Raw genomic sequence first — 24,222 nt, 5'->3', positions numbered from 1 at the left:
AAATATGTGACAAATTGGCGTTGCTTAATAAGCCGAATCATTGCAAAATCGTGACAGAATAACTCACTATTTTTTGGGCTCTTTTTAGAGAATTATGCTATGCCTGAAGTTAACTTCCAACCAGATCGAATCGATTTGAAAATATTAGACTTACTACAAAAAGATGGTCGTATTTCTAATACTAAACTTGCTGAATTGGTAAATTTATCAGCAACAGCAGTTTTAGCACGCGTACAAAGACTGGTTTCTGAAAAGTATATTTTGGGCTACCATGCACATCTTAATCCAGAGAAATTAAACGCAGGATTTTTGATTTTTGTTGAGGTTTTGCTAGATAAAACAACATCTTATGTTTTGGATGATTTTGTTGAAGCGGTGAAAAGCTTTCCTGAAATTCTTGAGTGTCATATGACCAGTGGTGGCTTTGATTTTGTATTAAAAGTACGCAGTAAAAATATGGAAGACTTTCGCCGTATTTCGGGTCAAGTGCTTTGGAAATTACCCGGGGTGAAGGAAACAAGAAGTTATCCTGTCATGCAAATGGTGAAGGAAACTCACCAACTTAAACTGAATACAAAAGCTGAAAAATTACGACCATAGTCTATAAAAAAGCTTCATTTTTAATTTAAATTTGATGAACTTGCCAAGCTAAAAATGACTAAAAAAGAGGTTTTAACCTCTTTTTTTATATTTCAGTGAAAAAAAACATCAAAAAGGTAGTTTTTTTAACTACCTTGAAATGGAGTTCTTTAAAATAAATACCCATAGACCAATGAAAATATGGAATTTATTGCATAAAGTGAAGAAAATCACTTTATTGTTTATGGGCTTCATATATCATGATAACTATTTCGAGTTGTTATGACTGTACAATACCAAAAGGGTAATTTATGAATACGTCGCCATTGATTCGTATCGAAAAGGATTTATTGGGAACAAAAGAAGTACCAGCAGATCGTTATTATGGTATCCACACGTTAAGAGCGTTAGAAAACTTTAATATTTCAACTTTAACGATTGGTCAGCAAACACATTTTATTCGTGCCCTTGCGCAAGTTAAAAAAGCATCTGCAAGAGCAAACTTAGCCGTTGGAAGACTGAGCGAACAGCAAAGCGAACTTATTCAAAAAGCCTGCGACTTGTTAATTGATCATCCTGAAAATTGGGAAGCATCTTTTCCATTAGATGTATACCAAGGTGGGGCTGGTACATCAATTAATATGAATACCAATGAAGTCATCGCAAATATTGCTTTAGAAATGATGGGGCATCGTAAAGGTAAGTACGATGTACTTCATCCCAATGATCATGTAAACAAATCACAGTCGACCAATGATGTATATCCAACAGCATTACGTCTGGCAACTTACAGCGTGTTAGATGAGCTCTTTGAAAAGCTACAACATTTAATTGCATCTCTTAGCCAAAAGGCACTTGAGTTTAAAACAGTAATTAAAATGGGGCGTACTCAATTACAAGATGCTGTACCGATGACATTGGGTCAAGAGTTCCATGCCTTTGCAACATTACTCAAAGAAGATATGAGCTTAATTAAACAAACTCGTGAGCTTCTTTTAGAAATCAATTTGGGTGCAACAGCTATTGGAACAGGTGTAAATACAGTACCTGGTTATGCAAAACTGGTTACTAAGCATTTAGAGCAAGTCACAGGTTTAAATGTTAAACCATCTGCAGACTATGTCGAGGCAACCAGTGACTGTGGTGTCTTTATTATTGTTTCGAGTACGTTAAAACGTTTAGCTGTAAAACTTTCAAAAATTAGTAATGATTTACGTCTATTAAGTTCTGGTCCACGTGCGGGTCTAAATGAAATTAATTTACCTCAGATGCAAGCAGGTTCTTCAATTATGCCTGCAAAAGTGAATCCTGTTATTCCTGAGGTGGTCAATCAAATTGCATTTAAAGTGATTGGTAATGATTTAACAATTACTTTTGGTGCTGAAGCAGGGCAAATGCAGTTAAATGCAATGGAGCCTGTAATTGCTTATTCAACACACGAATCTATTCAAATTTTGACACAAGCAATTCGTACATTAGATGAGAAATGTATTCAAGGCATTACTGCCAATGAAGAAGTATGTCGTGATGAAGTAATGCGTAGTGTGGGGATCGTAACTTTACTTGATCCTTTATTGGGTCATTCATTGTGTGATGAGATTGGTAAACAATGTATCGCGGAAAATAAAACAATTCCTGAAGTTGTTTTAGAGCGTGGTTTGCTTTCAAAAGATGAGCTTGATGAAATTTTTAAATTTGAAAACTTAGTTTCAGAAATTTCAATTATTCCAGATGAAGAAGTGGTACAAGTAAGCTAAGCTCAAGAACGAGAAAACAAAAAAAGCCAAGTTATTAACTTGGCTTTTTTATTTATCTTATAGGTTTAGTTTAGTGCTGGTTTAGCAGCAGACATTGCAGCAGCGACGGCATCATCTTCTGACAAGTTGCCACTTTGTGGTTTTGCTGTTTGATGATGTTTTGGTTTCACTACTTCAGGCGCAGAAGCAGTTGATACTTTTTCTACGTGAACTTCAGGAGAAGTTGCAGGTGTTGTATCTTTATCTGACTTTTTAGGCGTCTCAGATTTATATTCTCTGCGAATTTCAGTGGTTGTATTTGCAGTCTGTTCGCGTTCAACTTCAACCATTTTAGGTGGTTGTTCTGCATTTATCTCACTATGATGCTCTGGTGGAACATCATGTGCATGTTTATGCTCAGGCTCTGCCATAGGTGCAGATGCATTGTCCCCATCTTTATTAATTGATTGTAATTGTTCCGAAGCGACATTTTGTTGTGTTGTTTGCTCTGGAGATTGTTTATCGTTATTTTCGGGTGCTTCTTTTTTAGAACAGGCGGTTAAAACTAAACCTACCATGATAGCACCACAAATAAGAAGCTTTCTGTTCATGTTTATACGTTTCTAATTTACATTACGAACTTACTATTATAACAAGAAAAACGAGATTGCAAATATTCAGTTTGCGCATTCAAATTAAAATAAATCGGTGATAATATGCGCAACTGTGAATTGTTATGTGAATAGATGCTGAATGACTTTGCTTTATAGGGGCAGAGTAAAGTAAAATTGCCCAGCATTGCATGCCTGTTTAGGCTTGATTGTACGAGAACTCGAATGACCCATTTTATTTTCGTTACCGGTGGTGTTGTATCATCACTAGGTAAAGGTATTTCAGCCGCTTCTGTTGCCGCACTTTTAGAAGCCCGTGGCCTGAGTGTCACTATGGTGAAGATGGATCCATATATTAATGTCGATCCAGGCACAATGAGTCCATTTCAACATGGTGAAGTTTTTGTAACCGAAGATGGTGCAGAAACAGATTTAGACTTGGGCTATTACGAGCGATTCTTACGCCGTGCAAAAATGACCAAACTCAACAACTTTACCAGTGGCCGTGTATACCAAGATGTTTTGAATAAAGAACGTCGTGGTGACTACTTAGGTGGTACTGTTCAGGTCATTCCTCATATTACCGACAACATTAAAGAACGTGTACTTCGCGCTGGCGAAGGCTATGACGTTGCGATTGTTGAAATTGGTGGTACGGTTGGTGATATCGAGTCGCTGCCGTTTATGGAGTCCGTTCGCCAACTTATGGTAGAACTTGGTCATAAACGTAGTATGTTAATGCATTTAACATTGCTTCCATATATTAGCTCTGCTGCTGAGTTGAAGACAAAACCAACACAGCATTCTGTAAAAGAGCTTTTATCTATTGGTATCCAACCAGATATCTTAATCTGTCGTACAGAGCATGATGTTGATGCGGATACAACCCGTAAAATCGCATTGTTTACCAATGTTGAGGCACGTGCTGTTGTCGTATGTAAAGATGCGAAAACGATTTATCAAATTCCACGTAATTTCTACGAGCAAAATGTTGACGATTTAATTTGTGAACGTTTTGGTTATAACGACTTACCAAAAGCTGATTTGTCTGATTGGGATCAAGTGTGTGAAGCGCTTTTCAACCCAGAGTATACCGTTCGTGTTGCAATGGTTGGTAAATATGTAGAGCTTCCTGACGCATATAAATCTGTTAATGAAGCATTACTACACGCAGGTATTCAAAACCGTGTGAAAGTGCAAATTGACTATGTAGATGCACAAGCATTAGAAAGCGAAGATATTGCAATCTTAGATACAGCTGATGCTATTTTGGTACCGGGTGGATTTGGTGAGCGTGGTACTGAAGGTAAAATGGCTGCAATTCGCTATGCGCGCGAAAAAGGCATTCCATTTTTAGGTATTTGTCTAGGTATGCAATTGGCAGTAATTGAATATGCACGCCACGTTGCACAAATGCCTGAGGCAAGTTCTACCGAATTTAATCGCGCTACAAAATATCCATTGATTGGTTTAATCACAGAATGGTTAGATGAACGTGGTGAATTACAGCAGCGTAACTTAGAGTCAGATCTAGGTGGTACTATGCGTTTAGGTGCACAAAAATCTGAACTGGTTGCAGGCACAAAAACACGTGAAATCTACGGTAAAGCTGAAATCACAGAGCGCCACCGTCATCGCTATGAAATGAATGATCGTTTCATCGAACCATTAGAAAAAGCAGGTATGCGTGTATCAGGTTATTCTTCTGTACAACATTTAGTAGAAACAGTTGAAATTCCTGCACATCCATGGTTTATTGCTGTACAGTTCCATCCGGAATTTACAAGTTCACCACGTGATGGACACCCATTATTTGCAAGCTTTATTGATGCTGCAAAAAAGCAAAATCAAAAAGGCAAATAAGGTTACTTAGGAAGTTTAAATGTCACAATTAAAACCTCAGGAAATTGTACGTTTAGGCGATATACAAATGGCAAATCACTTGCCATTTGTACTATTCGGCGGAATGAATGTACTTGAATCTAAAGATTTAGCATTTGAAATTGCAGAATCTTATATCGAAATTTGTAAACGTTTAGAAATTCCATACGTTTTTAAAGCAAGTTTTGATAAAGCAAACCGTTCTAGCTTGCACTCATTTCGTGGACCAGGTCTAGAAAAGGGTATCGAATGGTTGGGCGAGCTTAAAAAGCAACTCAATATTCCTATTATTACAGATGTACATGAGCCATATCAGGCAGCACCCATTGCTGAAGTCGCAGATATAGTTCAACTTCCTGCATTTTTAAGTCGTCAAACAGATCTTGTTGAAGCGATTGCAAAAACAGGCGCGATCATCAATATTAAAAAAGCACAGTTCTTAGCACCAAGAGAAATGGATCATATCTTGCAAAAATGTTTAGAAGCAGGTAATGATAAGCTCATCTTATGCGAACGTGGTTCTGCTTTTGGCTATAACAATCTTGTGGTCGATATGCTTGGCTTAGACATCATGAAGGAAATGAATGTTCCTGTATTTTTTGATGTAACTCATGCGCTTCAGACACCAGGTGGGCGTGCAGATTCTGCAGGTGGTCGTCGTGCTCAAATTAGTACTTTAGCACGCGCAGGTATGGCAACTGGTCTTGCTGGTTTATTTTTAGAAGCACATCCAAATCCAGATAAAGCGCGTTGTGATGGTCCATGTGCATTAAGACTTTCTCAGTTAGAGCCATTTTTAGAACAGACTAAAGAATTAGATACGTTGGTAAAAGGGTTTGATAAATTAGATACGCACTAATGCACTGAATGCATTAGCATTATAATACATAGGAGTTTTTATGAGCCAAATCGTTGATATTCGCGCACGTGAAATTTTAGACTCACGCGGTAATCCGACTATAGAAGCAGACGTTATTTTAGAATCTGGTGTTGTTGGTCGTTCTTGCGCACCTTCTGGTGCATCAACAGGCTCACGTGAAGCCTTAGAATTACGTGATGGTGATAAATCACGTTATTTAGGTAAAGGCGTTCGTCAAGCAGTCGAAAATGTAAATACTGAAATCAAAAAAGCCCTTGTTGGTCATGATGTATTTGATCAAAAAGGTCTAGATGATGTCATGATTGCATTAGATGGAACAGAAAATAAATCTAAGCTTGGTGCGAATGCAACTTTGGCGGTTTCTCTTGCAGCAGCTCGTGCCGCAGCAGAAGAACAAAAAACTCCATTGTTCCAATATATTGCAAATCTACGTGGACAAAAAACTTTATCTATGCCTGTGCCTATGATGAACATCATCAATGGTGGTGCGCATGCAGATAATACCGTAGATATTCAAGAGTTCATGATTGAACCAGTTGGATTTACTTCTTTTGCAGAAAGTTTACGTGCAGGTGCTGAAACTTTTCACGCTTTAAAATCTGTTCTAAAGAAAAAAGGCTTGAATACTGCAGTGGGTGATGAGGGTGGCTTTGCGCCAAACCTTCGCTCTAATGAAGAAGCAATTACAGTGATCTTAGAAGCAATTGAACAAACTGGTTATAAATCAGGTTCAGATATTATGCTTGCACTAGATTGCGCAGCTTCTGAGTTTTATTCAAATGGCCAGTATATTCTTGCAGGCGAAGGGAATAAAGCGTTCACAAGCAACCAATTCTCTGATTATTTAGCTGGGCTTGTAAAACAATATCCAATTATTTCAATTGAAGATGGCTTAGATGAATCTGACTGGGAAGGTTGGTCATATTTAACATCAATTCTAGGTGATAAAATTCAATTGGTTGGTGATGATCTATTCGTAACGAATCCAAAAATTTTACAGCGTGGTATTGATGAGAAAATAGGTAACTCAATCCTGATTAAATATAATCAGATTGGTACGTTAAGTGAAACGCTTGATGCTATTTATCTTGCTAAACAAAATGGCTATACAACTGTTATTTCGCACCGTTCGGGTGAAACTGAAGACTCTACAATTGCTGATCTTGCTGTAGGTACAGCAGCAGGACAAATTAAGACAGGTTCTTTATCACGTTCGGATCGTGTTGCAAAGTATAATCAGTTACTACGCATCGAAGAATTAACCAAAGCGGTATACCGTGGCCGTGCAGAGTTTAAAGGTCTAAACTAAAATTTATGCTGACTTTTATAAAAGAGGCTTTTAACTCTTTTTCAAGTCGACTTATATTGGGGCTTGCTATTATTTTGATAGCAGGCTTTCAATATATGTACTGGTTTGGAGAAGGTGGTTATTACGATCATCAAAAATTAATGCAACAAATTCAACAACAAGAAGATACGAATAAGGATTTAAAAGAAAGAAATCGTATATTAGGCGCTGAAGTTTATGATTTAAAAAATGGTGCTGAAGCCGTCGAAGAACATGCCAGACTGGATTTAGGTTTAATTAAGCCAAATGAAACATTTGTTCAAATGAGTACACTCACATCACCACAAATGCAGGAAAACTATATTTCACCTGTAGAAAGTAAAAATACAGATAGCGAAGATGAAGACAGCCCAGACCTCCACTAAAATTTGGGCAATTGTGCCAGCGGCTGGTTCAGGCAGTCGCTTTTCTAAAACAGCACTTAAACAATATCAGATGATTGAGCGTAATACTGTCTTGGAACATACAGTAAATGCGATTCTTAGTTTATCTCGTATTGATGGATGTGTTTTAGCAATAAGCCCAAATGATACTCATATACAATCTCAGAAATTTAAAAAGCAAGACAAAGTTCATTTCTGTTTTGGTGGGCAAGAGCGAGTACATTCTGTTTTAAATGCACTTTATTATCTTCGGCAGTTTTCAGCTGAAACAGACTATGTATTGGTTCATGATGCAGCAAGACCATGTATTTCAAGTGATAGCTTAAAAGCATTAACCGAATATGTTTCAAAAAATAAGGTAAGCGCCATTTTAGCTACTCCTGTTCGAGATACGCTAAAACGTGCGTGTAATTTAGAAATTACACAAACTGTAGATCGTACAGATTTATGGCAGGCTCAAACGCCTCAAATGGCACAAATCGGGCATTTAATTGATGCATTAGAATACGCCTTAGCAAACAATCTTATTGTTACGGACGAAGCGAGTGCTTTAGAGCTTTCACAGATGCCCGTACATATTGTACAAGGCCGTTCAGATAATATTAAAATTACTTATCCTGAAGATTTAGAATTTGCCCAACTTGTTTTAAAATCTAGATCTATGATCACTTAATCATAGAGTCGATAAACGCCACTAAAATGTTGACATGTTGGCTGATCGCTTTTTAATGTAAGCAGTGCTTTTGATTGCTTTAACTCATAAATACACTGATCATCTGTATTTTTTAGTTGAATAGATTCGTTAGTAGTGTTGTTGCTATAGGCGATAAGAAAATGTTGACCTTTTTCATGATGCTTGTGTGTATAAGACAAACCTTCAACCTTAATTCGTTTTTGATCAAGTTGATGTATTTGTAAATAGGTGTTTGGCGTAGCGACTTTACCTTGAGTATATTTGAAAAAATGTTGCGTTAAACTTTGATTTAGTGATGAATAAGTATTTAACTCATCTATTCGGCTCGATAATTCATTTTGAATACATTTGTCGGTTTTACATTTATAAATACGGTGTAACCATAAATTCTGTGTTTCACTAATTAAATGTAGAGGCGCATTAGTGGTTTGTTGGGTGGTATCTAATAAACTCGAGACCTGATCTCTTTGTGTTTTATAGTTGTCTTTACAAAAGAGCGCTCTAGCGTGTGTATCACATATCTTTTCAGGTGCTATGGTATAGGCAAGTGTTATGGTAGGCACAATTGCAAGTGTGATAAAAAGAGTATTCTTTATGAGATTTGAATTATGAAACGACATCATCGCTTATACTTGGTTATGTAGTACTAAAGGTAATATAGCGAAAGATTGAGTAGAAAGACAAGATATCATTTTATATGAAAGGAAGTTTTACATTGGTTGCAAAAATTAGAATTGGTCAGGGTATAGATGTCCATGCATTCGAAGAAGGTGATTTTGTTACTTTGGCTGGACTAAAAATTCCACATACACAGGGATTAAAAGCACATTCAGATGGTGATGTTGTATTGCATGCGTTAAGTGATGCATTGTTAGGTGCATTGGCTTTAGGCGATATTGGACAGCATTTCCCTGATACTGATCCAGAATTTAAAGGTGCTGACAGTAGAGTGTTGTTAAAGCATGTGTATGAGCTAATTGTAAATCAAGGTTATATATTGGGTAATGCTGATATTACAGTAGCTTGTGAACGACCTAAGCTTGCTAAGCATAATTTGGAAATGCGCCAAAGTATTGCAAATGTTCTAGGTGTAGATGTTTCTCAAATTAGTATTAAAGCAACGACAACCGAAGCGTTAGGTTTTACAGGTCGCCAAGAAGGTATCTTAGCAACCGCAACAGTACTTATTCATCAACAATAGAGTCATCACTACTTTGTAGCGCCTGTTGTAGTTCTTGTGTTGCCTTTCTTCCTTTAAGTTGCAAGGCAACACTATGTATTAAACCTGTCCATGTTTCATTGGGTTCCCACACTTCTTCTAAGTATTGCTGTGCAACTGCAATATCAATGTTCATATAATATTGTCTATATAGAAATATTAAGGCACTTGCACGTTTATTTTGGGCACAATGCAACCAAACTTTCTGATCTTGTACAAGAAAGTTAATTGTATCTAGTGCAAATAATGCTTGGTCTGTATTTGGCGTATCCCAACAGATGGGAAACTGCATGTAATTTAATCCTAAATCTAAGCAAATTTGATCTTCATTATTTAAGTGTTCTGTCGAACTATTGAGGGCCAAATTAATAATGGTATGAATTCCATATTCTTTAATTTGTTGTAGTTGATCTTTTGTAGGTTGTCCCGAAGAAAATAGATGTTCGTGAACATACTGGAATTGGGGGATTTGACTTAGTGCATTTTCAAGATTATTCATAAGTATTTATATAAAAAACGCCATCATAGATGGCGTATAGTGTGCATTATATTAACGTTTTGGTAAAACATCTTTTAATGCTTGGTGCATTTCTAAAAGCACTTTTTCTGTAGTATCCCAATCGATACAGCCGTCAGTTACAGATTTTCCATATTCAAGGTCACATAAGTTCGCAGGAATATCTTGTCTGCCACCTTTTAGATGACTTTCTATCATTAAACCAATGATAGAACGGTTACCATTTAAAATTTGTTCGGTAACATTTTTTAACACTAATGGCTGTAAATACGGGTCTTTGTTTGAATTGGCATGACTCGCATCGATCATAATATGATGTGCAACTTTGGCTTTAGTTAACGCATCTTCAGCAGCAGCAACAGATGTTGCATCGTAGTTTGGTTTGCCATTACCACCACGAAGAACTACATGACCGTATTGGTTACCACGTGTTTTAATAATAGATACTTGTCCATCATTATTTAGGCCTAAGAAATTATGGCCATGTTTCACAGCTTGCATTGCATTAATCGCAACGGTAAAGCTTCCATCTGTACCATTTTTAAAACCTACAGGTGATGATAGTCCCGAAGACATTTCACGGTGTGTTTGGCTTTCAGTAGTACGCGCTCCAATAGCTGACCATGAAATAAGATCTTGTAAATATTGAGGCGAGTTTGGATCAAGTGCTTCAGTTGCACAAGGTAATCCTTTTTCATTTAAATCTAAAAGCAGTTTACGGCCAATGCGTAAGCCTTTTTCAATATCGAATGAGTCATCCATATTTGGATCGTTAATCAGACCTTTCCAACCGACTGTTGTTCGTGGTTTTTCAAAATAAACGCGCATAATAATATATAGCGTATCTTTGACCTTTTCGCTTAATGCTTTTAAACGGTCTGCATATTCATGTGCTGCTTGAGGGTCGTGAATAGAACAAGGACCAATAACCACAAATATACGCTTGTCTTCACCATCTAGAATTTTACGTACTTGTTCACGTCCTTTTAGAACAGTTTCGTGTGCTTTGTTCGAGAGTGGTAATTCTGCCTTGAGTTGTGCAGGTGTAATGAGTGGTTGCATGCTACTAATATTGACATCATCAATATCATTTGAAATGGTCGAATTGTGTTGTTCAGTATTCATTGCCGTTAATGATCTAATTTAAAAAGGTTAAGAATGCTTTAGACTATAAAGCGCGCGTATGAAAAAAACAAATATTATTGTTGTGCGAATGTCGATTCATTTTCATGGTTAAGTTGTTTTAGTCTGAGGTTGTGAGAGTTCTATATTCTGTTGTGCTTTCACAGGCTTCGTTTTGGTTGGATGAAGCATAAAGTTAATTCCGAGAAGAAATAGAGTTATTCCTAAAACTTTACGAATAAACTGTTCTGGCATTTTACTGCTAATGAGTGTCCCAATCACAATTGAAGGAATTGAGCCCACTAAAAGCCATCCCAATAGTTTAAAGTCGACATTACCTGAACTCATATGTGCTAAACCCGCCACAAAGGTTAGACAGACGGCATGCACAACATCTGAACCAATGATACGAATCATCGGCAAATTAGGGAAAAGTAAAATGAGTGCCATTACCCCAAAAGCCCCAGCACCTACAGAAGAGAGGGTAACAAATACGCCCAAGATAATACCCATAAGAATAATATAAACGCGTTTCTTACGACCAATTTCAAAATGAGATGTATCTTGACGATGAAATCTTTTAAAAAAGAGCTCAATCTTATTTCTAAAAATAATTGAGATACCTGTAAGTGTGAGCATAAAGCCCAGTACCATTGTTAAGACTGCCTTATAGGTATTGGATTGGCTTAGATAGTTTTCTAGAACCCAATGTGTAGCAAAAGATGCAGGAATACTGCCAAGAGATAACCAAAGTACAATTGGCCATACTACATTTAATTTTTTTGCATGGACTAAAGAACCACAAAACTTTGAGATAGAGGCATAAATGAGATCTGTACCAATGGCAATATGGGGTTCAATTTTAAATAAACTGATGAGCATAGGCGTCATAAGTGAACCACCACCAACGCCTGTAATGCCGACACAAAAGCCAACGAGCATACCTGCGAGTATAAATTGAATCGCGTCATACATGATGATTATGCCAATATCTTAAAATATGCATATCTTATGATTTTTTCTGCGAAAGAGTTGTCTTGATTCTTCATTTGCTTATCTTTAAAAATAAAAAGCAAATGAGAATTATTTATAATTAGGCGATAAGATTTTTTAATCTATCTTTTAAGATACCTCATATTGTTTTAAGTATATGAGGTATCTATGAAATTAAAATTTGTAGGTTACACCAAACTGTGAATTTCTTCCTTGTCCCGGATAAACATACATATTAAATGCACTGCTATCATAGTTTTTGTCGAAAAGATTTCTGATGTTTAAACTAAATTTTAGATTCTCAGTTGCTTTATATGTCACAAGTAAGTCTGTAGTGGCGTAAGCAGGCATATCATAACTTGTATTTGAAGTCAGTCCTTTTCTTCGATCAATAAAGTGTTGATTAATTCCCAAACTTAACCCATTGAGTTGCCCTAATTGAATGTCATACATTGCTAAAATATTTAGGCTGTTTTTTGGGATGTTGGCAAGGTGAGTCCCTTTCTTCAAAGTATTATCTTTAAGCACAGCAGCATCTACATAGGCATAGTTTCCAATAATTTTGAATGAGTCTGTAATTTGCCCAGTAATATTGAAATCAAGCCCTTTACTAGATACTTCACCTGCTGCAATTGATTTGGTTGTATCTAGTGGGTCTAAAGTAAGTACATTTTCTTTCTTGGTATAATATACTGCTACATCTGCATTTAAGCGATTTGGAATAATCTGCCACTTTGATCCAAGCTCATATGACATGCCAGTTTCAGGTGAGAAACCTTTACCAAATCGATCTGCACCTGTATTTGGCTTAAATGATTTACTTATACTGGTATAAAGGCTGAAATCATTGTTTGGGGTAAAAATAAGCCCAAATCGAGGTATGAGCGCATCTTCACTGGCTGTCCAACCCGAAGAAGCTAAAAAATCTGTATAGTTATCTTTATACGTTTCATAACGTAGACCCAATAGTGCCTTTAACTGTGACGATAAGGCAATTTGATCTTGAACAAAGTATGCTTGGCTTTTTAACGTTTCATGATCATGTGTGGTTACACTTGTTAGTGCAGGAAGTGTTTGCCCTAGTGTAGGTTGATTTATGTTTAAGTCAAAATTAGCACTTTTAGGAGAGCGAATAATAAAGGAGCGATAGTCATATTCTTCAAGCTCTACTCCAGAAATAAGCGTGTGTTGCATATTAAATAAGTCAAATTGACCTGTAATATTTACTTGGAAGTCTTTATCTTCCCAAGACAAATGACGCCAATTGTAGTTACGTGTAATGACATTACCACTGGTGTTGGCTTTTAAACCATAAGCTTCTACAGCATAGCCCTGTAAGTCACCTTTTAAATATTGCCCACCAATATTGAGTTTCCAGTTTGGACTAAGTGTTTGCTCTAAGCGTAGTTGAACCATGTCGTTACTATTGGTTAACTCATTTCTATCTTTGCCTGATTCCCACCAGTTTGTGCTTGAATCAAAATTTGTCTTGCTTTGTCCTGTGTATCTTGTAAAGCCTCGATCTAAAGGGTGTTGATTCCTTAAGAAGTCAGCTTCAAGTATAACCTTGGTTTGATCAGAAGGTTGCCATTGTAGGACAGGGGAGATATCCCATCTTTTGGTTCTAACACCCTCTCTATAGGTGTCACCTGTTTCAGACATAGCATTTAAACGATAACTAAATGTTTTACTAAGTGGGCCTGTTGTATCTAAAGTGCTTCTAAATAATCCTTCGCTATCTATAAGTGCACCGAGCTCTGTAGATTGCTTATTTTGAGGGGCTTTACTTACGATATTGAATGTTCCCCCAGGATCAGTTCGACCATACAATGTTGCAGCAGGCCCTTTAATAATATCAATATGTTCAATGGTATTGCTATCTGGTGAATTAGGGTAACCACGATTAATTGGAAAACCATTTTTAAAATATTCACCACTTGTAAAACCACGAACTGTATATGTGGTTAAACCTTGACCCCCAAAGTTATTACCACGGCCAATACCCGCAATATCTAAACCATCTGACAATCGTGTTGCTTGAATATCATTCAAAATATTTTTATTGATGATGATTACTTCTTGTGGTGTTTCTTGAATAGATGTTGGTGTTCGTGTTGAAGTATTTGATTGATAGTCTGAGTATGTTTGCGTATTTGGCTGAGATTGTAAAGAAATGGTTGGAAGAACCTGATCATCCGCAAAAGCGGTATGGTATATAGAGCTAAAAATACAAATATAAAGTAAGTGCTTGTTCATTATCACTTCCCCAAAAATAAAGGGTGATTATATAGAGATCTTGCTCTTAATCAATAATGATTATCAGTATCTTTTAAAAAATGTACTTACTTTATGTCTTATGCTGAATGCGTATAATAGGAGTTGAATACAGTAAGGAATTATATTTGTGCAAAAACAACCCTTAAGAATTGGTATGGTCGTTGGTGAGGTCTCTGGAGACACGCTTGGGGCAGAGCTTATACGTCAATTTAAAGCACAAGGTATTGATGCAATTTTTGAGGGAGTAGGTGGGCCACAAATGATTGCAGAGGGATTCGAGAGTTTTTATCCAATGGAAACATTATCTGTAATGGGTATTGTTGAAGTTTTGAAAGATTTAAAGGCACTGTTTGCCATACGTGATGGTTTAGTTGAAACGTGGACAAAAAACCCTGTAGATGTATTTATTGGTATTGATGCACCTGACTTTAATTTGAGACTCTCTAAAAAAATTAAGCAAAAAAAACTTCCTATTAAAACTGTTCAATATGTAAGTCCATCTGTGTGGGCATGGAGACAAAAACGTGTTTTAGGAATTCAAAAAACAATTGATCTCGTATTATGTTTATTCCCATTTGAAAAACAGTTTTATGCAAAACATGCCGTTCCTGCAATTTTTGTTGGGCACCCACTTGCGAAAAAAATGCCACTAGAAAATGATACTTTAAAGGCGAAAACAGAATTAAATCTAAACAAAGATGTGGCTTATATTGGGTTATTACCAGGTAGTCGCCGTGGAGAGGTTGAGCGTCTAGCACCTTTGGTTTTTGGTGCGGCAGAAATTTTACAAAAAGATTATCCGAATTACGAATACTTGGTACCTGCAATTAATGAAAAAAGAAAAATCCAGATTGAAGAAGTATTGTCATCCTATTCTTTAGATTTTCAGCGTAAAGTACATATTTTAGAAAATACACAAACTGAATCGAAAATAGGTCGCCAAGTTATGGCAGCGAGTGATATTGTCGCACTCGCCTCTGGAACGGCTACGTTAGAAGGTATGTTGTTACATAAACCCATGGTTACTTTTTATAAGCTCAATTGGTTTACTTATCAGATTGCAAAAAGAATGGTCAAAATTCCTTATTTTTCATTACCTAACATTATTGCTGGTAAAAAAATAATTGATGAGCTTGTACAAGACCATGCAACGACTGAAGCCCTTGCACAAGCTCTAAAAAAATTAGTGAATCAAGAGGCTGCGCAGATTCAAAAAATGCAACATCTTACCGCACATAAGCAATTGATTTCAGGAAACACTGAAAATCCAGTTGAAGCTATTTTAAAATTAGTGGCACGGTAAGATAGCGTTAAATTTAATGAAAGCGAATAATGAGTTCGTATCCTGTATATTTGCGAATATTAATCACGCCGGTATCTAGCATGAGATACTGGCCTTTAATCCCCTGTAGTATCCCTTGTATAGTTGGTGTTTTATCCAAGTTTAAAGACTTAATTTTGGTAGGATATTGTGCAATCGGATAAATAAATGATTTCGGCTTTTCAGATAAAAGAAGTTCTACATCTTCATTAAAGTCTAAATTCAGTGAAAATTCATTACTAATTTCTTCAATTTGATCTTGGAATTCTCCAATTAACTCATCTCGAATTTCCAAAAGATCAAGTGGTTCAGGGGAGCCTTTCAAAAGCTTGCGCCAATCTGTTTTATCGGCAACTTGTTCGGCGAACATGGTTTCTAAGTGACCTGATAAACGGCGTGAACCGACTTTCATTATTGGTAAAGCTTGGCTAGCGCCTTGGTCTAACCATCTTGTTGGCATTTGACTGATACGCGTAATACCGACCTTTAGTCCACTCGAATTGGCAAGGTAAACAATATGTGGCTGAAAGCATACACGCTGTGCAAAATCTTCTTCTCGGCATGTACCCATATGGTAATGACAAGTTTCTGGCTTCATAATACACATATCGCATTCAGCTTTTGTTTTAAAACACTTAAAACAATGTCCTTGTGAATAAGATTTAGGTGTTTTTTTTCCGCATGATGTGCAATAAATATTTCCTGTCCAAGAAATTTCAATAGATTGACCCAATGAAAAAGGAATATCTACTTTTGAGCGATCTAAAATAAATGTATATTCAACATTTGCCTGCTCAGTATGATTTGGTGTAACACTGTGGTTGGCTAAATTAGCATGCATTTTATGGCAAACGCCTTGAAATTCCATACAAAATTCTCGCTAAGACTTAAAGGTGTAGTTTATGAGTGAGCAGAACGTCATTACGTCTTTGCTAGATGATTTGACTCAAGCGCAGTCGATTAGAACTGCAATATGTATTGGGCAAAATATGACGCAATACAACGTCAATAAAAAAATACAATGGCAACATTTTAACGTAATTGAGGTATTAAATCTGCCATTTACTCAGCGTTATGACTTGAGTTTCGTTGTTTTTAATGATGAAGTAGAACGATTATCTCTATCGGAACAGACACATTTAATTGTAAAGCTGAGAGATTTATGGGCAAAACATGTGGTGGTCATGTGTTCAAGTCGATATACCAATTTAATGCGTGAATTGGGATTCTCTCAGATGTTGCGTGAACAAGGAGAAGGAGATAGTCCGATACTTGAACTCTGGCAGTTTAATATTTTAGATTATAAAAGTACGCCAGATTGGCTTAATTCAAAATTCTGGGCAAATCCTGAGAATTGGAATAAATTTCGTTGGTAATAAGTCTTTAGATAATCATAGTAGAATCTGCTATGAGCACTGTATCCTTTATAGTGCAATATAATATACTTATGTAGAGGTTTATCTGACTGATTCATTGATGTTATCAAAAATGAACAGAAGAGCGATATAAAATAAGATAAGGTTTTTTAGATCTAACTTAAATATAAATTATAGAGGTTAATAAAATGACAGACTTAACAAGTATTGTAGAAAGTTTAGCTAAACAAGCACTAGGTGGTCAGGCAAGCCAGAATAATTCAGGTTTGGGGGGGATGCTTGGCTCAGTATTGGGACAACTTGGTAGTGGACAAAGTAACTCATCTTCAGGTGGTTTGGGTGGTATGCTTGGTGGTGTACTCGGGTCGCTCACTGGTGGAAGCTCAAATAGTGGAAGTGAGCAAGCTGGAAACTCTAGCTCAGGTACACAGTCTTTGCTTGTTGCAGTTGTTCCTTTAATTTTATCTTGGATTCAGCAACAAGGTGGTTTACAAGCTGCTTTAGATAAATTGCGTGGTTCGGGTTTAACCAGTCAGGTACAAAATTGGGTTGATCCATCAACTTCAAGCCATGATGATGTAGCGAATGATCATGTTCAAAACTTATTTAATGATCAGGATGTTGAACAAGTGGCCGAAAAAACGCAAACACAAAAGCAAGATGTATATGGTGCAATCGGTACAGTCCTTCCACAAATTATTAATGCCTTAACACCAAAAGGTGAACAAACCAATAGTCAAGAAGCAAATGATGATATCCAGAAAGTTTTAGGCATGGTTTCAGGCTTTTTAAAATAGTTTTCAAAATAAAAAAAAGGTGGCTTTACGCCACCTTTTTTTATTTCTGTACTATAGGAATAGGAGAGGCTTTTTGTGGAGATTTTAATATCTCTTTTGCTTTTACAAGGTCGATATCTTTTTCCCATGTTGCAATAAATACAGTTGCAACACAATTTCCAATAAGGTTTGTCATTGCTCTAACAATTCCAATAAACCAATCAATTGATAAAAGTAGTACTAGGCCGATGGTTGGAATGTCTGGAATGATTGAAAGTGTTGCAGCTAGAATAACAATGGCTGATCCTGGAACACCATGTGCACCTTTAGAGGTCAAAAGCGAAACAAAAAGGATTAATAATAAGTGCGAAAGACTTAAATCGATATTACAAGCTTGAGCAATAAAAATAACACCTAAAGTAAGGTAAATAGAAAAACCATCAAGATTAAAAGAATATCCTGTTGGTATAACTAGACCAACTGTACTGTCTTTTACACCTAAATTCTTTAATTTTTGCATAATTTGTGGAAGCACAGCATCGGAAGAAGCTGTGCCTAAAACTATTAATAATTCTTCCTTGAAATATTGTAAGAATTTAAAAATATTTAGTCCTGAAAGTTTTAAAATAGAACCAAGAATACAAACTACAAATACTACGCAAGTGAGGTAGAATAAAATAATGAGGTAACTTAATTTAAATAATGAACCTAGACCAAATTGCGCCGTGGTGTAGGCAACAGAGCCGAGTACACCTAATGGTGCTAAACGAATAATTAATCCCATCATTTTAAAAAGAATTTCTGAAATAGATTCGAGAAATGCTTTGGTTGGCGTTGCGATATTTTTAGGGACTAAGAGCATGCTTACACCGAATAAGATTGCAATAATTAGAACCTGTAAGATATCTCCTTTAGTAAAAGCATCGAAAATAGTACTTGGAATGAGGTGTAGGAAAAAATCGGGAATAGATTGAAGGTGTTCTGCACGCTGTACATACGTTGTTAAATCATTACTATGCAAACTACTTAGTTGGATATTCATATTTGCGCCAGGCTTGAAAATATAAGCCACTGCAATGCCGAGCACCAATGCAATCGTTGAAACAATTTCAAAATAAAGAATTGTTTTTGAACCGACACGTCCCATCTTTTTAATATCGCCAGCACCATAAATACCCAAAGTAATGACGCAAAAAACAATAGGTGCAATGAGCATTTTAATAAGAGAGATAAAACCATCACCAAGCGGTTTTAGGTTAAGTGCGAATTGATGTGTTGTTACACCAAGACCAATACCAACCACTAGTGCAATGACCACTTGTAAAAATAAGTTTTTTCTGAGTAATCGAAACATGGTTATTCTCAATATGCCATTATTATTTATTTTATAGATGCAATAATTGTTCCAAGATATAGGTGACTTTATGATTTAATTATTTTTTGTGAAATATAATATTGGAATGAAGATTGGTTTTCATATTTATGTTAAATAAATTATGAACTTCCCTACTAGGTAATACATGATTAAATTTCTCCCTAATTATAAAGATTAAAATTTCATTAAAAAAACTGATTATATTTTTCAATTAATCGTTTATTTTTATAATTAATATTATATTTTTTGGAAAAAATAAATATGAAAAATAGGTCTATGTGTAATGCTTAAAAGAGTTAGATCAAGGATGGTGCTTTAAAAGTCTGTTGAAAATTAGATATATATTAAATATAAATTAAATATATATTATATGGTAATGTGATGAATTCTTATTATCATTAAGATATAACTATGATTCAACTGCGCTATAACATCTTATATTTTTCTGTTGTGTCCTCTATTTTATTGTCAGTCTCTTCAGTATATGCAAATTCTAATAATGCACAAAATCTTCCAACAATTCAGTTGAAATCTGAGGAGAAAGAAGAGCATATCGCAAAAAAAGCAGTATCAGGCCTAAAGTCAGATACTCCCTTGTTTCAAACAGCACAATCAGTAAGTGTTGTGACAAGTGAACAGTTAAATCAAAAACAAGCTTTTACACTAACAGATGCAATAAAAGGAATTGCTGGAGTGTCAGCTGGTAATCGTAGCCGAAGAGGGTGGGATGACATTATCATTCGTGGGCAAAGTGCTTCAAACCAAGTCTTTATAGATGGTTTACGTCAGGGTACAAGCTCAGATGTTGCGATTGATTTATCTGGAATGGATCAGGTACAGGTAATTAAAGGACCTGCATCGGTGAATTTTGGTCAGGCACTTCCAGGCGGTATTGTAAATTTAGTATCTAAACGTCCAGAGGCGAAGAGCTTTGCAAATGTAGATGTAACTTATGGAAGTTATGCTTTTCGACAAGCTCAATTCGATCTTAATTATAGTCCGAATGAAACTAAAGAAGGTGCTTTTCGATTAGCTGGGCGTATTGCAGACCAGAACGATCCTGTAGATCAAGTTTATTTTAAAAACTTTTCGATTTCTCCATCTTATAATTTTGACTTAGGAGATCAGGCAAAACTATCTACAGTTGCTAGCTATCAGCATCGTGAATACTTGCGTATGCAAGGACTACCTGTCATTGGTACGCTTAAGCCGAATCCAAATGGGCAGTTGGCAAGTTCTACATTCTTTGGAGAGCCATCATTTGGCCCATATAAAGGCGATGTTTATCGTTTAGGTTATACATTTAACTATGCCTTTAAAAATGGATGGAATTTTGAACAAAATGCAGCAGTGCGCAAGGCAATTATGGATGGTCGCTTTGTTTCAATGGTGCAATGGGTACCAACCTCTAACTTTACAACCATCACACGCCAAGCGAATGTACAACATTATAATAATTTGAACTATACCATCGACAACCAGTTAAAAAATACATTTCGATTTTATGGTATGGAACACAACATCTTAATGGGTGTTGATGCAATGAAAGATCGCAGTGAGCAAAGTAACTTTAATTGTAAAATAGATAACTTTAACTTTTATAAACCGATTTATAATACGTATGTAGACTGTAGTAAACAGTTGTCGCCTAAATCGACAGTTTCCAAAACTGAATATGTTGGTGTTTATCTTAGAGATCAACTTACAATTCAAGATAATCTAATTCTAAATCTTGCGGGTCGACACGATTGGGCAAAAACAGCTACAGATAATTTAATTACGGGAAAAAGTACAAGTCAGAATCATCATGCATTTACTGGAAGTGCATCTGCTTTATATAACATTAATCATTGGGTTGCACCTTATGTAAGCTATTCGACATCGTTTACACCGACATCGGGTACAGATCGTCAAGGTCAAGCATTTGATCCTCAAACAGGAAAACAGTTAGAAGCAGGTTTTAAATTCCAGAATGAAGCTCAGAATATACAAGCAACACTGTCTTGGTATAACCTTGTATTAGATAATGTCTTGGTCACAGATCCAAATAATGCTAGTTTTCAGGTACAAGATGGACAGCAGAAAACGAAAGGAGTAGAAGCTGAATTAACAGCGAATCTTTCTGATCGGCTTCGTTTAAATGCTTCGTTTAGTCATATGTACGAAGCAAAAATTAGCAAAGATACGAATAGAAATAAAATTGGACAGCGTTTAGAAAACACCCCCGAGAATACATATAGTCTATCTATGCGTTATTACCCAGTGAGTGATTCTTTAGGATGGTATCTTGGAACTGGAGTGCGTGGTGAAAGTGCAAAACCAATTACGGGTGATGCTTCAATAGATGTACCTGCATACACAGTATTTGATGCTGAGGCTGGATATGAGGCTCAACATTGGGGGGCTCAATTGTCTGTATTGAACATGTTTGATAAGGAATACTATGCGGGCAGTATTGCAAATAAAGATAATACGAACCGATTGGTTGCATTAGGTAGTCCACGTCAAATTAATTTTACACTTAAATTTAAGTATTAAATTATTTTAGGGCTTTGCTTTTAATTATGAAGGCAAAGCTCAATGCAAATAAATCTATTTTTCACAAAAGTTAAACGTAAAATTAATATTATTTAAAGGTAAGTATTATTTTTAAGAAAATAGATCATGTTAATGAATAAAAAAGCACTTTCCCTTACATTATTAACGCTGTCTATAATGATGGTGGGTTGTGGGCAGCAACACTTAGTAAATAGCAGTAAAACGAATGTCAGTGAGCCTAAAAAACCAAAAAATATTATTGTTCTTATTAATGATGGTGCAGGTGTAGGAACATGGGATGCAACAGCAAATTGGCAATATGGGGGCAGAGACAAAACACCTTATGCAAATTTCCCTGCAAAATATGCCATGACAACGTACCCATTAAATACATCAAAAAGTCCAACGAATAATGCAGATTCACTGGTTAATTACGATGCAAAACAGGCATGGGATGTTACGCCTACACAGTCTATAAAGTTGCCATTTAAAGGCTATGAGTATTTGTCAAAAAATCCAACAGATAGTGCGGCAGCAGGTACAGCACTCGCATCGGGTAAAAAGACATTTAATAATGCAATTAACTATGATAATTATGGGAATCCTATAGATTTTATTACTTTAACTGCAAAGAAAGAGGGTAGATCGACAGGTGTGATTACAACAGTACCCTTTTCACATGCGACACCAGCTGCTTTTGGTGCACAAAACATTTCAAGAAATAATTACCATGCTATTGCACATCAAATGCTTTATCAAGGTCATTTAGACCTGATTATGGGAACGGGTGCACCTGATTATAATGTGAACGGTACACCATGCAGTCAAGTGGTAACCAATGAATCCACAGCAGGATGTGATGAAAAATCTAAATCTATGTATATTTCTGCCGATGACTGGAATAAGTTAAGTCATGGTCAAATTATTCCACAAAATAGTAATGTGGCGTGGAATGTCATTCGTGATGTGGAAGACTTTAATGCTTTAGCGAATAAAACAAAAACATATAATGGGCCTGTTTTTGCCTCTCCAAAAGTTGCTAATACACTTCAGCAGGCTCGACAAGCGAATATTGTTGGTAAAGATATGAAGAACCCGTCGGGTGATGCCTATATTAAAACTGTACCTACACTGAGTATTATGACTAAAGGTGCTATTCATCAATTAAGTAAGAATCCTGCGGGTTTCTTTTTAATGGTTGAAGGTGGGGCAACAGATTGGTCTGCGCATACCAGCTCATGTAGTTCGCAATGGAATTATGGCACATGTACCAATGAGCCTGAGTATGGTCGACTCATGGAAGAAACGAAAGATTTTAATGATGCCGTTAAAGCAACAATTGATTGGGTCGAGAAAAATAGCAGTTGGGATGAAACTTTAGTGATTGTGACAACGGATCATGACAATGGTATGCCAATGGGTGCGCAAGCGAATACCCAACCGTTTCAATTAATTGAGAATAAAGGCAAAGGAAAAGTACCACAATTTACTTTTAGACCTACAGGCGATCATTCAAATGCATTGGTGCCATTATGGGCTAAAGGTGCAGGATCGGAACGATTTACAAGTCATGTAAAAGGTATTGATGCTGGGTATGCCAAATATACAAAAATGAACGATGGTCGTTATATTGATAATACGGATGTTTTCCAAGTTATTAACGAAGCACTTATAGGAAAATAAGCCAATTCGGCTAGGTATGAAATTACCTAGCCGTTACCTCATTATAGTTGTTCTAAAGCAAGTTTAATTTTTTCAGCTGTTGCCTTAATTTCTTCTTGATCTCCCATTTCAGCAGCATGTTTGCGTAGTTCATGTATAGAACTTGGAATAAGATGAAAATGTACATGCGGTACTGTTTGACCTGCAGTTTCTCCCGAAAGCTGCATAAGTACAATACCTGAGGCATCTAAAGCTTTTTCAATCGCACGCGCAACTTTTTGTACAATTTGTATGGTATAAGCAGCATCATCGGCAGATAAATCTAATAAAGTCACTGCTTCTGCTTTTGGGATAACGAGCGTATGCCCTTGTGCTTGAGGCATAATATCCATGAATGCCAAAGTTCGATCGTCTTCATAGACTTTAATTGCAGGAATTTCACCACGAAGTATTTTGGCAAAAATATTTTGAGTATCGTAATGTATAGACATGTTTTAGCACTAGTTTATAAGGTTAAAACAATAGAGTATATGATGTAAGGGGGAAGAGGGAAGTCTAGGCTCACCGCATTTGCAGTGAACCTTACAAAATAGTATTAATCGCAGTTTAGCGATTTTTGTTGTGCCTTAATCTGATCTAAACGTTCTTGCTCACGTTCAGAAAATTTAGGTTTTGTCGTGTAGCAGTTGTCATTGCCGTATTTAGCTTTAGCTTCTGCATCTTTGAAACAAAAGCCTTTAGCTGCATAAATAAGGTTATAGTCATCTTCCAGTTTTTGACACGCCTGAGTTGCAGGTGCTGCTACTGCGTATGTGCCGAATGAGCCAAGCACAGTTGCAATGATGACAGCAGATAACTTTTTCATAAGCGTTTCCTCAAACAAATGAATTGTGTTTTTATAACACGTACTCTTTATATGGGGAAAGAATACGTA

The 24,222-nt window shown here is 36.3% G+C and carries 23 protein-coding genes; 13 read left to right on the top strand and 10 right to left on the bottom strand.

Features of this window, described 5'->3' with window-relative positions; genetic code table 11:
* Positions 1–99: 99 nt before the first annotated feature.
* The gene (locus I2F23_RS04220; protein ID WP_195771315.1) at positions 100–600 is read left to right on the top strand and encodes an Lrp/AsnC family transcriptional regulator; all 501 of its coding nucleotides are present in this window, start codon (positions 100–102) and stop codon (positions 598–600) included.
* 290 nt (positions 601–890) lie between these two features.
* The gene (aspA, locus tag I2F23_RS04215; protein ID WP_195771314.1) at positions 891–2,336 is read left to right on the top strand and encodes an aspartate ammonia-lyase; all 1,446 of its coding nucleotides are present in this window, start codon (positions 891–893) and stop codon (positions 2,334–2,336) included.
* Positions 2,337–2,401: 65 nt separating this feature from the next.
* On the opposite strand, the gene I2F23_RS04210 is transcribed toward aspA, so the two are convergent.
* A complete protein-coding gene (locus tag I2F23_RS04210; protein WP_195771313.1) occupies positions 2,402–2,926 on the bottom strand; it encodes an internalin in 525 nt (174 codons plus the stop codon).
* A 225-nt stretch (positions 2,927–3,151) separates the two neighbouring features.
* On the opposite strand from I2F23_RS04210, the gene I2F23_RS04205 reads away from it, so the two are divergent.
* The 5 genes from I2F23_RS04205 to ispD are packed head-to-tail and all read left to right on the top strand — an operon-like array spanning position 3,152 to position 8,091.
* A complete protein-coding gene (locus tag I2F23_RS04205) occupies positions 3,152–4,789 on the top strand; it encodes a CTP synthase (protein WP_195771312.1) in 1,638 nt (545 codons plus the stop codon).
* A gap of 19 nt (positions 4,790–4,808) precedes the next feature.
* Positions 4,809–5,666, top strand: a complete 858-nt coding sequence (gene kdsA / locus I2F23_RS04200; protein WP_195771311.1) for a 3-deoxy-8-phosphooctulonate synthase — start codon at positions 4,809–4,811, stop codon at positions 5,664–5,666.
* 40 nt (positions 5,667–5,706) lie between these two features.
* Complete coding sequence (eno, locus tag I2F23_RS04195; protein WP_195771310.1) at positions 5,707–6,996, top strand: phosphopyruvate hydratase; 1,290 nt, start codon at positions 5,707–5,709, stop codon at positions 6,994–6,996.
* A gap of 5 nt (positions 6,997–7,001) precedes the next feature.
* The gene (gene ftsB / locus I2F23_RS04190; RefSeq protein WP_195771309.1) at positions 7,002–7,400 is read left to right on the top strand and encodes a cell division protein FtsB; all 399 of its coding nucleotides are present in this window, start codon (positions 7,002–7,004) and stop codon (positions 7,398–7,400) included.
* On the top strand, positions 7,375–8,091 hold the full coding sequence (ispD, locus tag I2F23_RS04185) for a 2-C-methyl-D-erythritol 4-phosphate cytidylyltransferase (RefSeq protein ID WP_195771308.1): 717 nt from the start codon (positions 7,375–7,377) through the stop codon (positions 8,089–8,091). The genes ftsB and ispD overlap by 26 nt, the downstream gene beginning before the upstream one ends.
* On the opposite strand, the gene I2F23_RS04180 is transcribed toward ispD, so the two are convergent.
* Complete coding sequence (locus I2F23_RS04180; RefSeq protein ID WP_195771307.1) at positions 8,088–8,735, bottom strand: A1S_1983 family putative colistin resistance protein; 648 nt, start codon at positions 8,733–8,735, stop codon at positions 8,088–8,090. The two genes, ispD and I2F23_RS04180, sit on opposite strands and share 4 nt — an antisense overlap.
* 92 nt (positions 8,736–8,827) lie before the next feature.
* On the opposite strand from I2F23_RS04180, the gene ispF reads away from it, so the two are divergent.
* A complete protein-coding gene (gene ispF / locus I2F23_RS04175; RefSeq protein WP_195771358.1) occupies positions 8,828–9,313 on the top strand; it encodes a 2-C-methyl-D-erythritol 2,4-cyclodiphosphate synthase in 486 nt (161 codons plus the stop codon).
* On the opposite strand, the gene I2F23_RS04170 is transcribed toward ispF, so the two are convergent.
* The 4 genes from I2F23_RS04170 to I2F23_RS04155 all read right to left on the bottom strand — a co-directional run bounded on the left by I2F23_RS04170 (position 9,297) and on the right by I2F23_RS04155 (position 14,219).
* Positions 9,297–9,830, bottom strand: coding sequence for a protein tyrosine phosphatase family protein (locus I2F23_RS04170; RefSeq protein ID WP_195771306.1), 534 nt, complete (start codon positions 9,828–9,830; stop codon positions 9,297–9,299). The genes ispF and I2F23_RS04170 overlap by 17 nt on opposite strands.
* A gap of 51 nt (positions 9,831–9,881) precedes the next feature.
* The gene (locus I2F23_RS04165; protein WP_213014656.1) at positions 9,882–10,973 is read right to left on the bottom strand and encodes a 3-deoxy-7-phosphoheptulonate synthase; all 1,092 of its coding nucleotides are present in this window, start codon (positions 10,971–10,973) and stop codon (positions 9,882–9,884) included.
* A gap of 108 nt (positions 10,974–11,081) precedes the next feature.
* Positions 11,082–11,945: a sulfite exporter TauE/SafE family protein gene (locus I2F23_RS04160; protein WP_195771305.1), complete on the bottom strand. Its 864-nt coding sequence runs from the start codon at positions 11,943–11,945 to the stop codon at positions 11,082–11,084.
* 192 nt (positions 11,946–12,137) lie between these two features.
* Complete coding sequence (locus I2F23_RS04155) at positions 12,138–14,219, bottom strand: TonB-dependent siderophore receptor (protein WP_195771304.1); 2,082 nt, start codon at positions 14,217–14,219, stop codon at positions 12,138–12,140.
* Between the two features lie 148 nt (positions 14,220–14,367).
* Here I2F23_RS04155 and lpxB point away from each other — a divergent pair, with 148 nt between their 5' ends.
* Positions 14,368–15,543, top strand: a complete 1,176-nt coding sequence (gene lpxB / locus I2F23_RS04150) for a lipid-A-disaccharide synthase (protein ID WP_195771303.1) — start codon at positions 14,368–14,370, stop codon at positions 15,541–15,543.
* A gap of 13 nt (positions 15,544–15,556) precedes the next feature.
* Here lpxB and I2F23_RS04145 read toward each other — a convergent pair whose 3' ends face one another.
* On the bottom strand, positions 15,557–16,429 hold the full coding sequence (locus I2F23_RS04145; RefSeq protein ID WP_195771302.1) for a DUF2797 domain-containing protein: 873 nt from the start codon (positions 16,427–16,429) through the stop codon (positions 15,557–15,559).
* A 34-nt stretch (positions 16,430–16,463) separates the two neighbouring features.
* Between I2F23_RS04145 and I2F23_RS04140 the strand changes: the two genes are divergently transcribed.
* Together I2F23_RS04140 and I2F23_RS04135 are read left to right on the top strand one after the other, a co-directional pair.
* A complete protein-coding gene (locus I2F23_RS04140) occupies positions 16,464–16,937 on the top strand; it encodes a DUF6231 family protein (RefSeq protein WP_195771301.1) in 474 nt (157 codons plus the stop codon).
* A 188-nt stretch (positions 16,938–17,125) separates the two neighbouring features.
* Positions 17,126–17,734 carry a YidB family protein gene (locus I2F23_RS04135; RefSeq protein ID WP_195771300.1) on the top strand — a complete coding sequence of 203 codons (609 nt, stop codon included), beginning with the start codon at positions 17,126–17,128 and terminating at the stop codon, positions 17,732–17,734.
* 40 nt (positions 17,735–17,774) lie between these two features.
* Here the strand turns inward: I2F23_RS04135 and dctA are convergent, their stop codons facing one another.
* Complete coding sequence (dctA, locus tag I2F23_RS04130) at positions 17,775–19,067, bottom strand: C4-dicarboxylate transporter DctA (protein ID WP_195771299.1); 1,293 nt, start codon at positions 19,065–19,067, stop codon at positions 17,775–17,777.
* A 432-nt stretch (positions 19,068–19,499) separates the two neighbouring features.
* Here dctA and I2F23_RS04125 point away from each other — a divergent pair, with 432 nt between their 5' ends.
* Positions 19,500–21,626, top strand: coding sequence for a TonB-dependent siderophore receptor (locus tag I2F23_RS04125; protein WP_195771298.1), 2,127 nt, complete (start codon positions 19,500–19,502; stop codon positions 21,624–21,626).
* 126 nt (positions 21,627–21,752) lie between these two features.
* Positions 21,753–23,309 (top strand): alkaline phosphatase, encoded by a 1,557-nt coding sequence (locus tag I2F23_RS04120; protein WP_195771297.1) that lies wholly within the window; start codon positions 21,753–21,755, stop codon positions 23,307–23,309.
* Positions 23,310–23,350: 41 nt separating this feature from the next.
* On the opposite strand, the gene I2F23_RS04115 is transcribed toward I2F23_RS04120, so the two are convergent.
* Together I2F23_RS04115 and I2F23_RS04110 are read right to left on the bottom strand one after the other, a co-directional pair.
* Positions 23,351–23,773, bottom strand: coding sequence for an HIT family protein (locus I2F23_RS04115; protein WP_195771356.1), 423 nt, complete (start codon positions 23,771–23,773; stop codon positions 23,351–23,353).
* 110 nt (positions 23,774–23,883) lie between these two features.
* Complete coding sequence (locus tag I2F23_RS04110; protein ID WP_195771296.1) at positions 23,884–24,153, bottom strand: YARHG domain-containing protein; 270 nt, start codon at positions 24,151–24,153, stop codon at positions 23,884–23,886.
* Between the last annotated feature and the right edge of the window lie 69 nt (positions 24,154–24,222).

Source organism: Acinetobacter pollinis, assembly GCF_015627175.1.
Taxonomy (GTDB): domain Bacteria; phylum Pseudomonadota; class Gammaproteobacteria; order Pseudomonadales; family Moraxellaceae; genus Acinetobacter; species Acinetobacter pollinis.
Note: the sequence above shows the minus strand (reverse complement) of the source record. Positions and strands in the feature narration are given on the sequence as shown.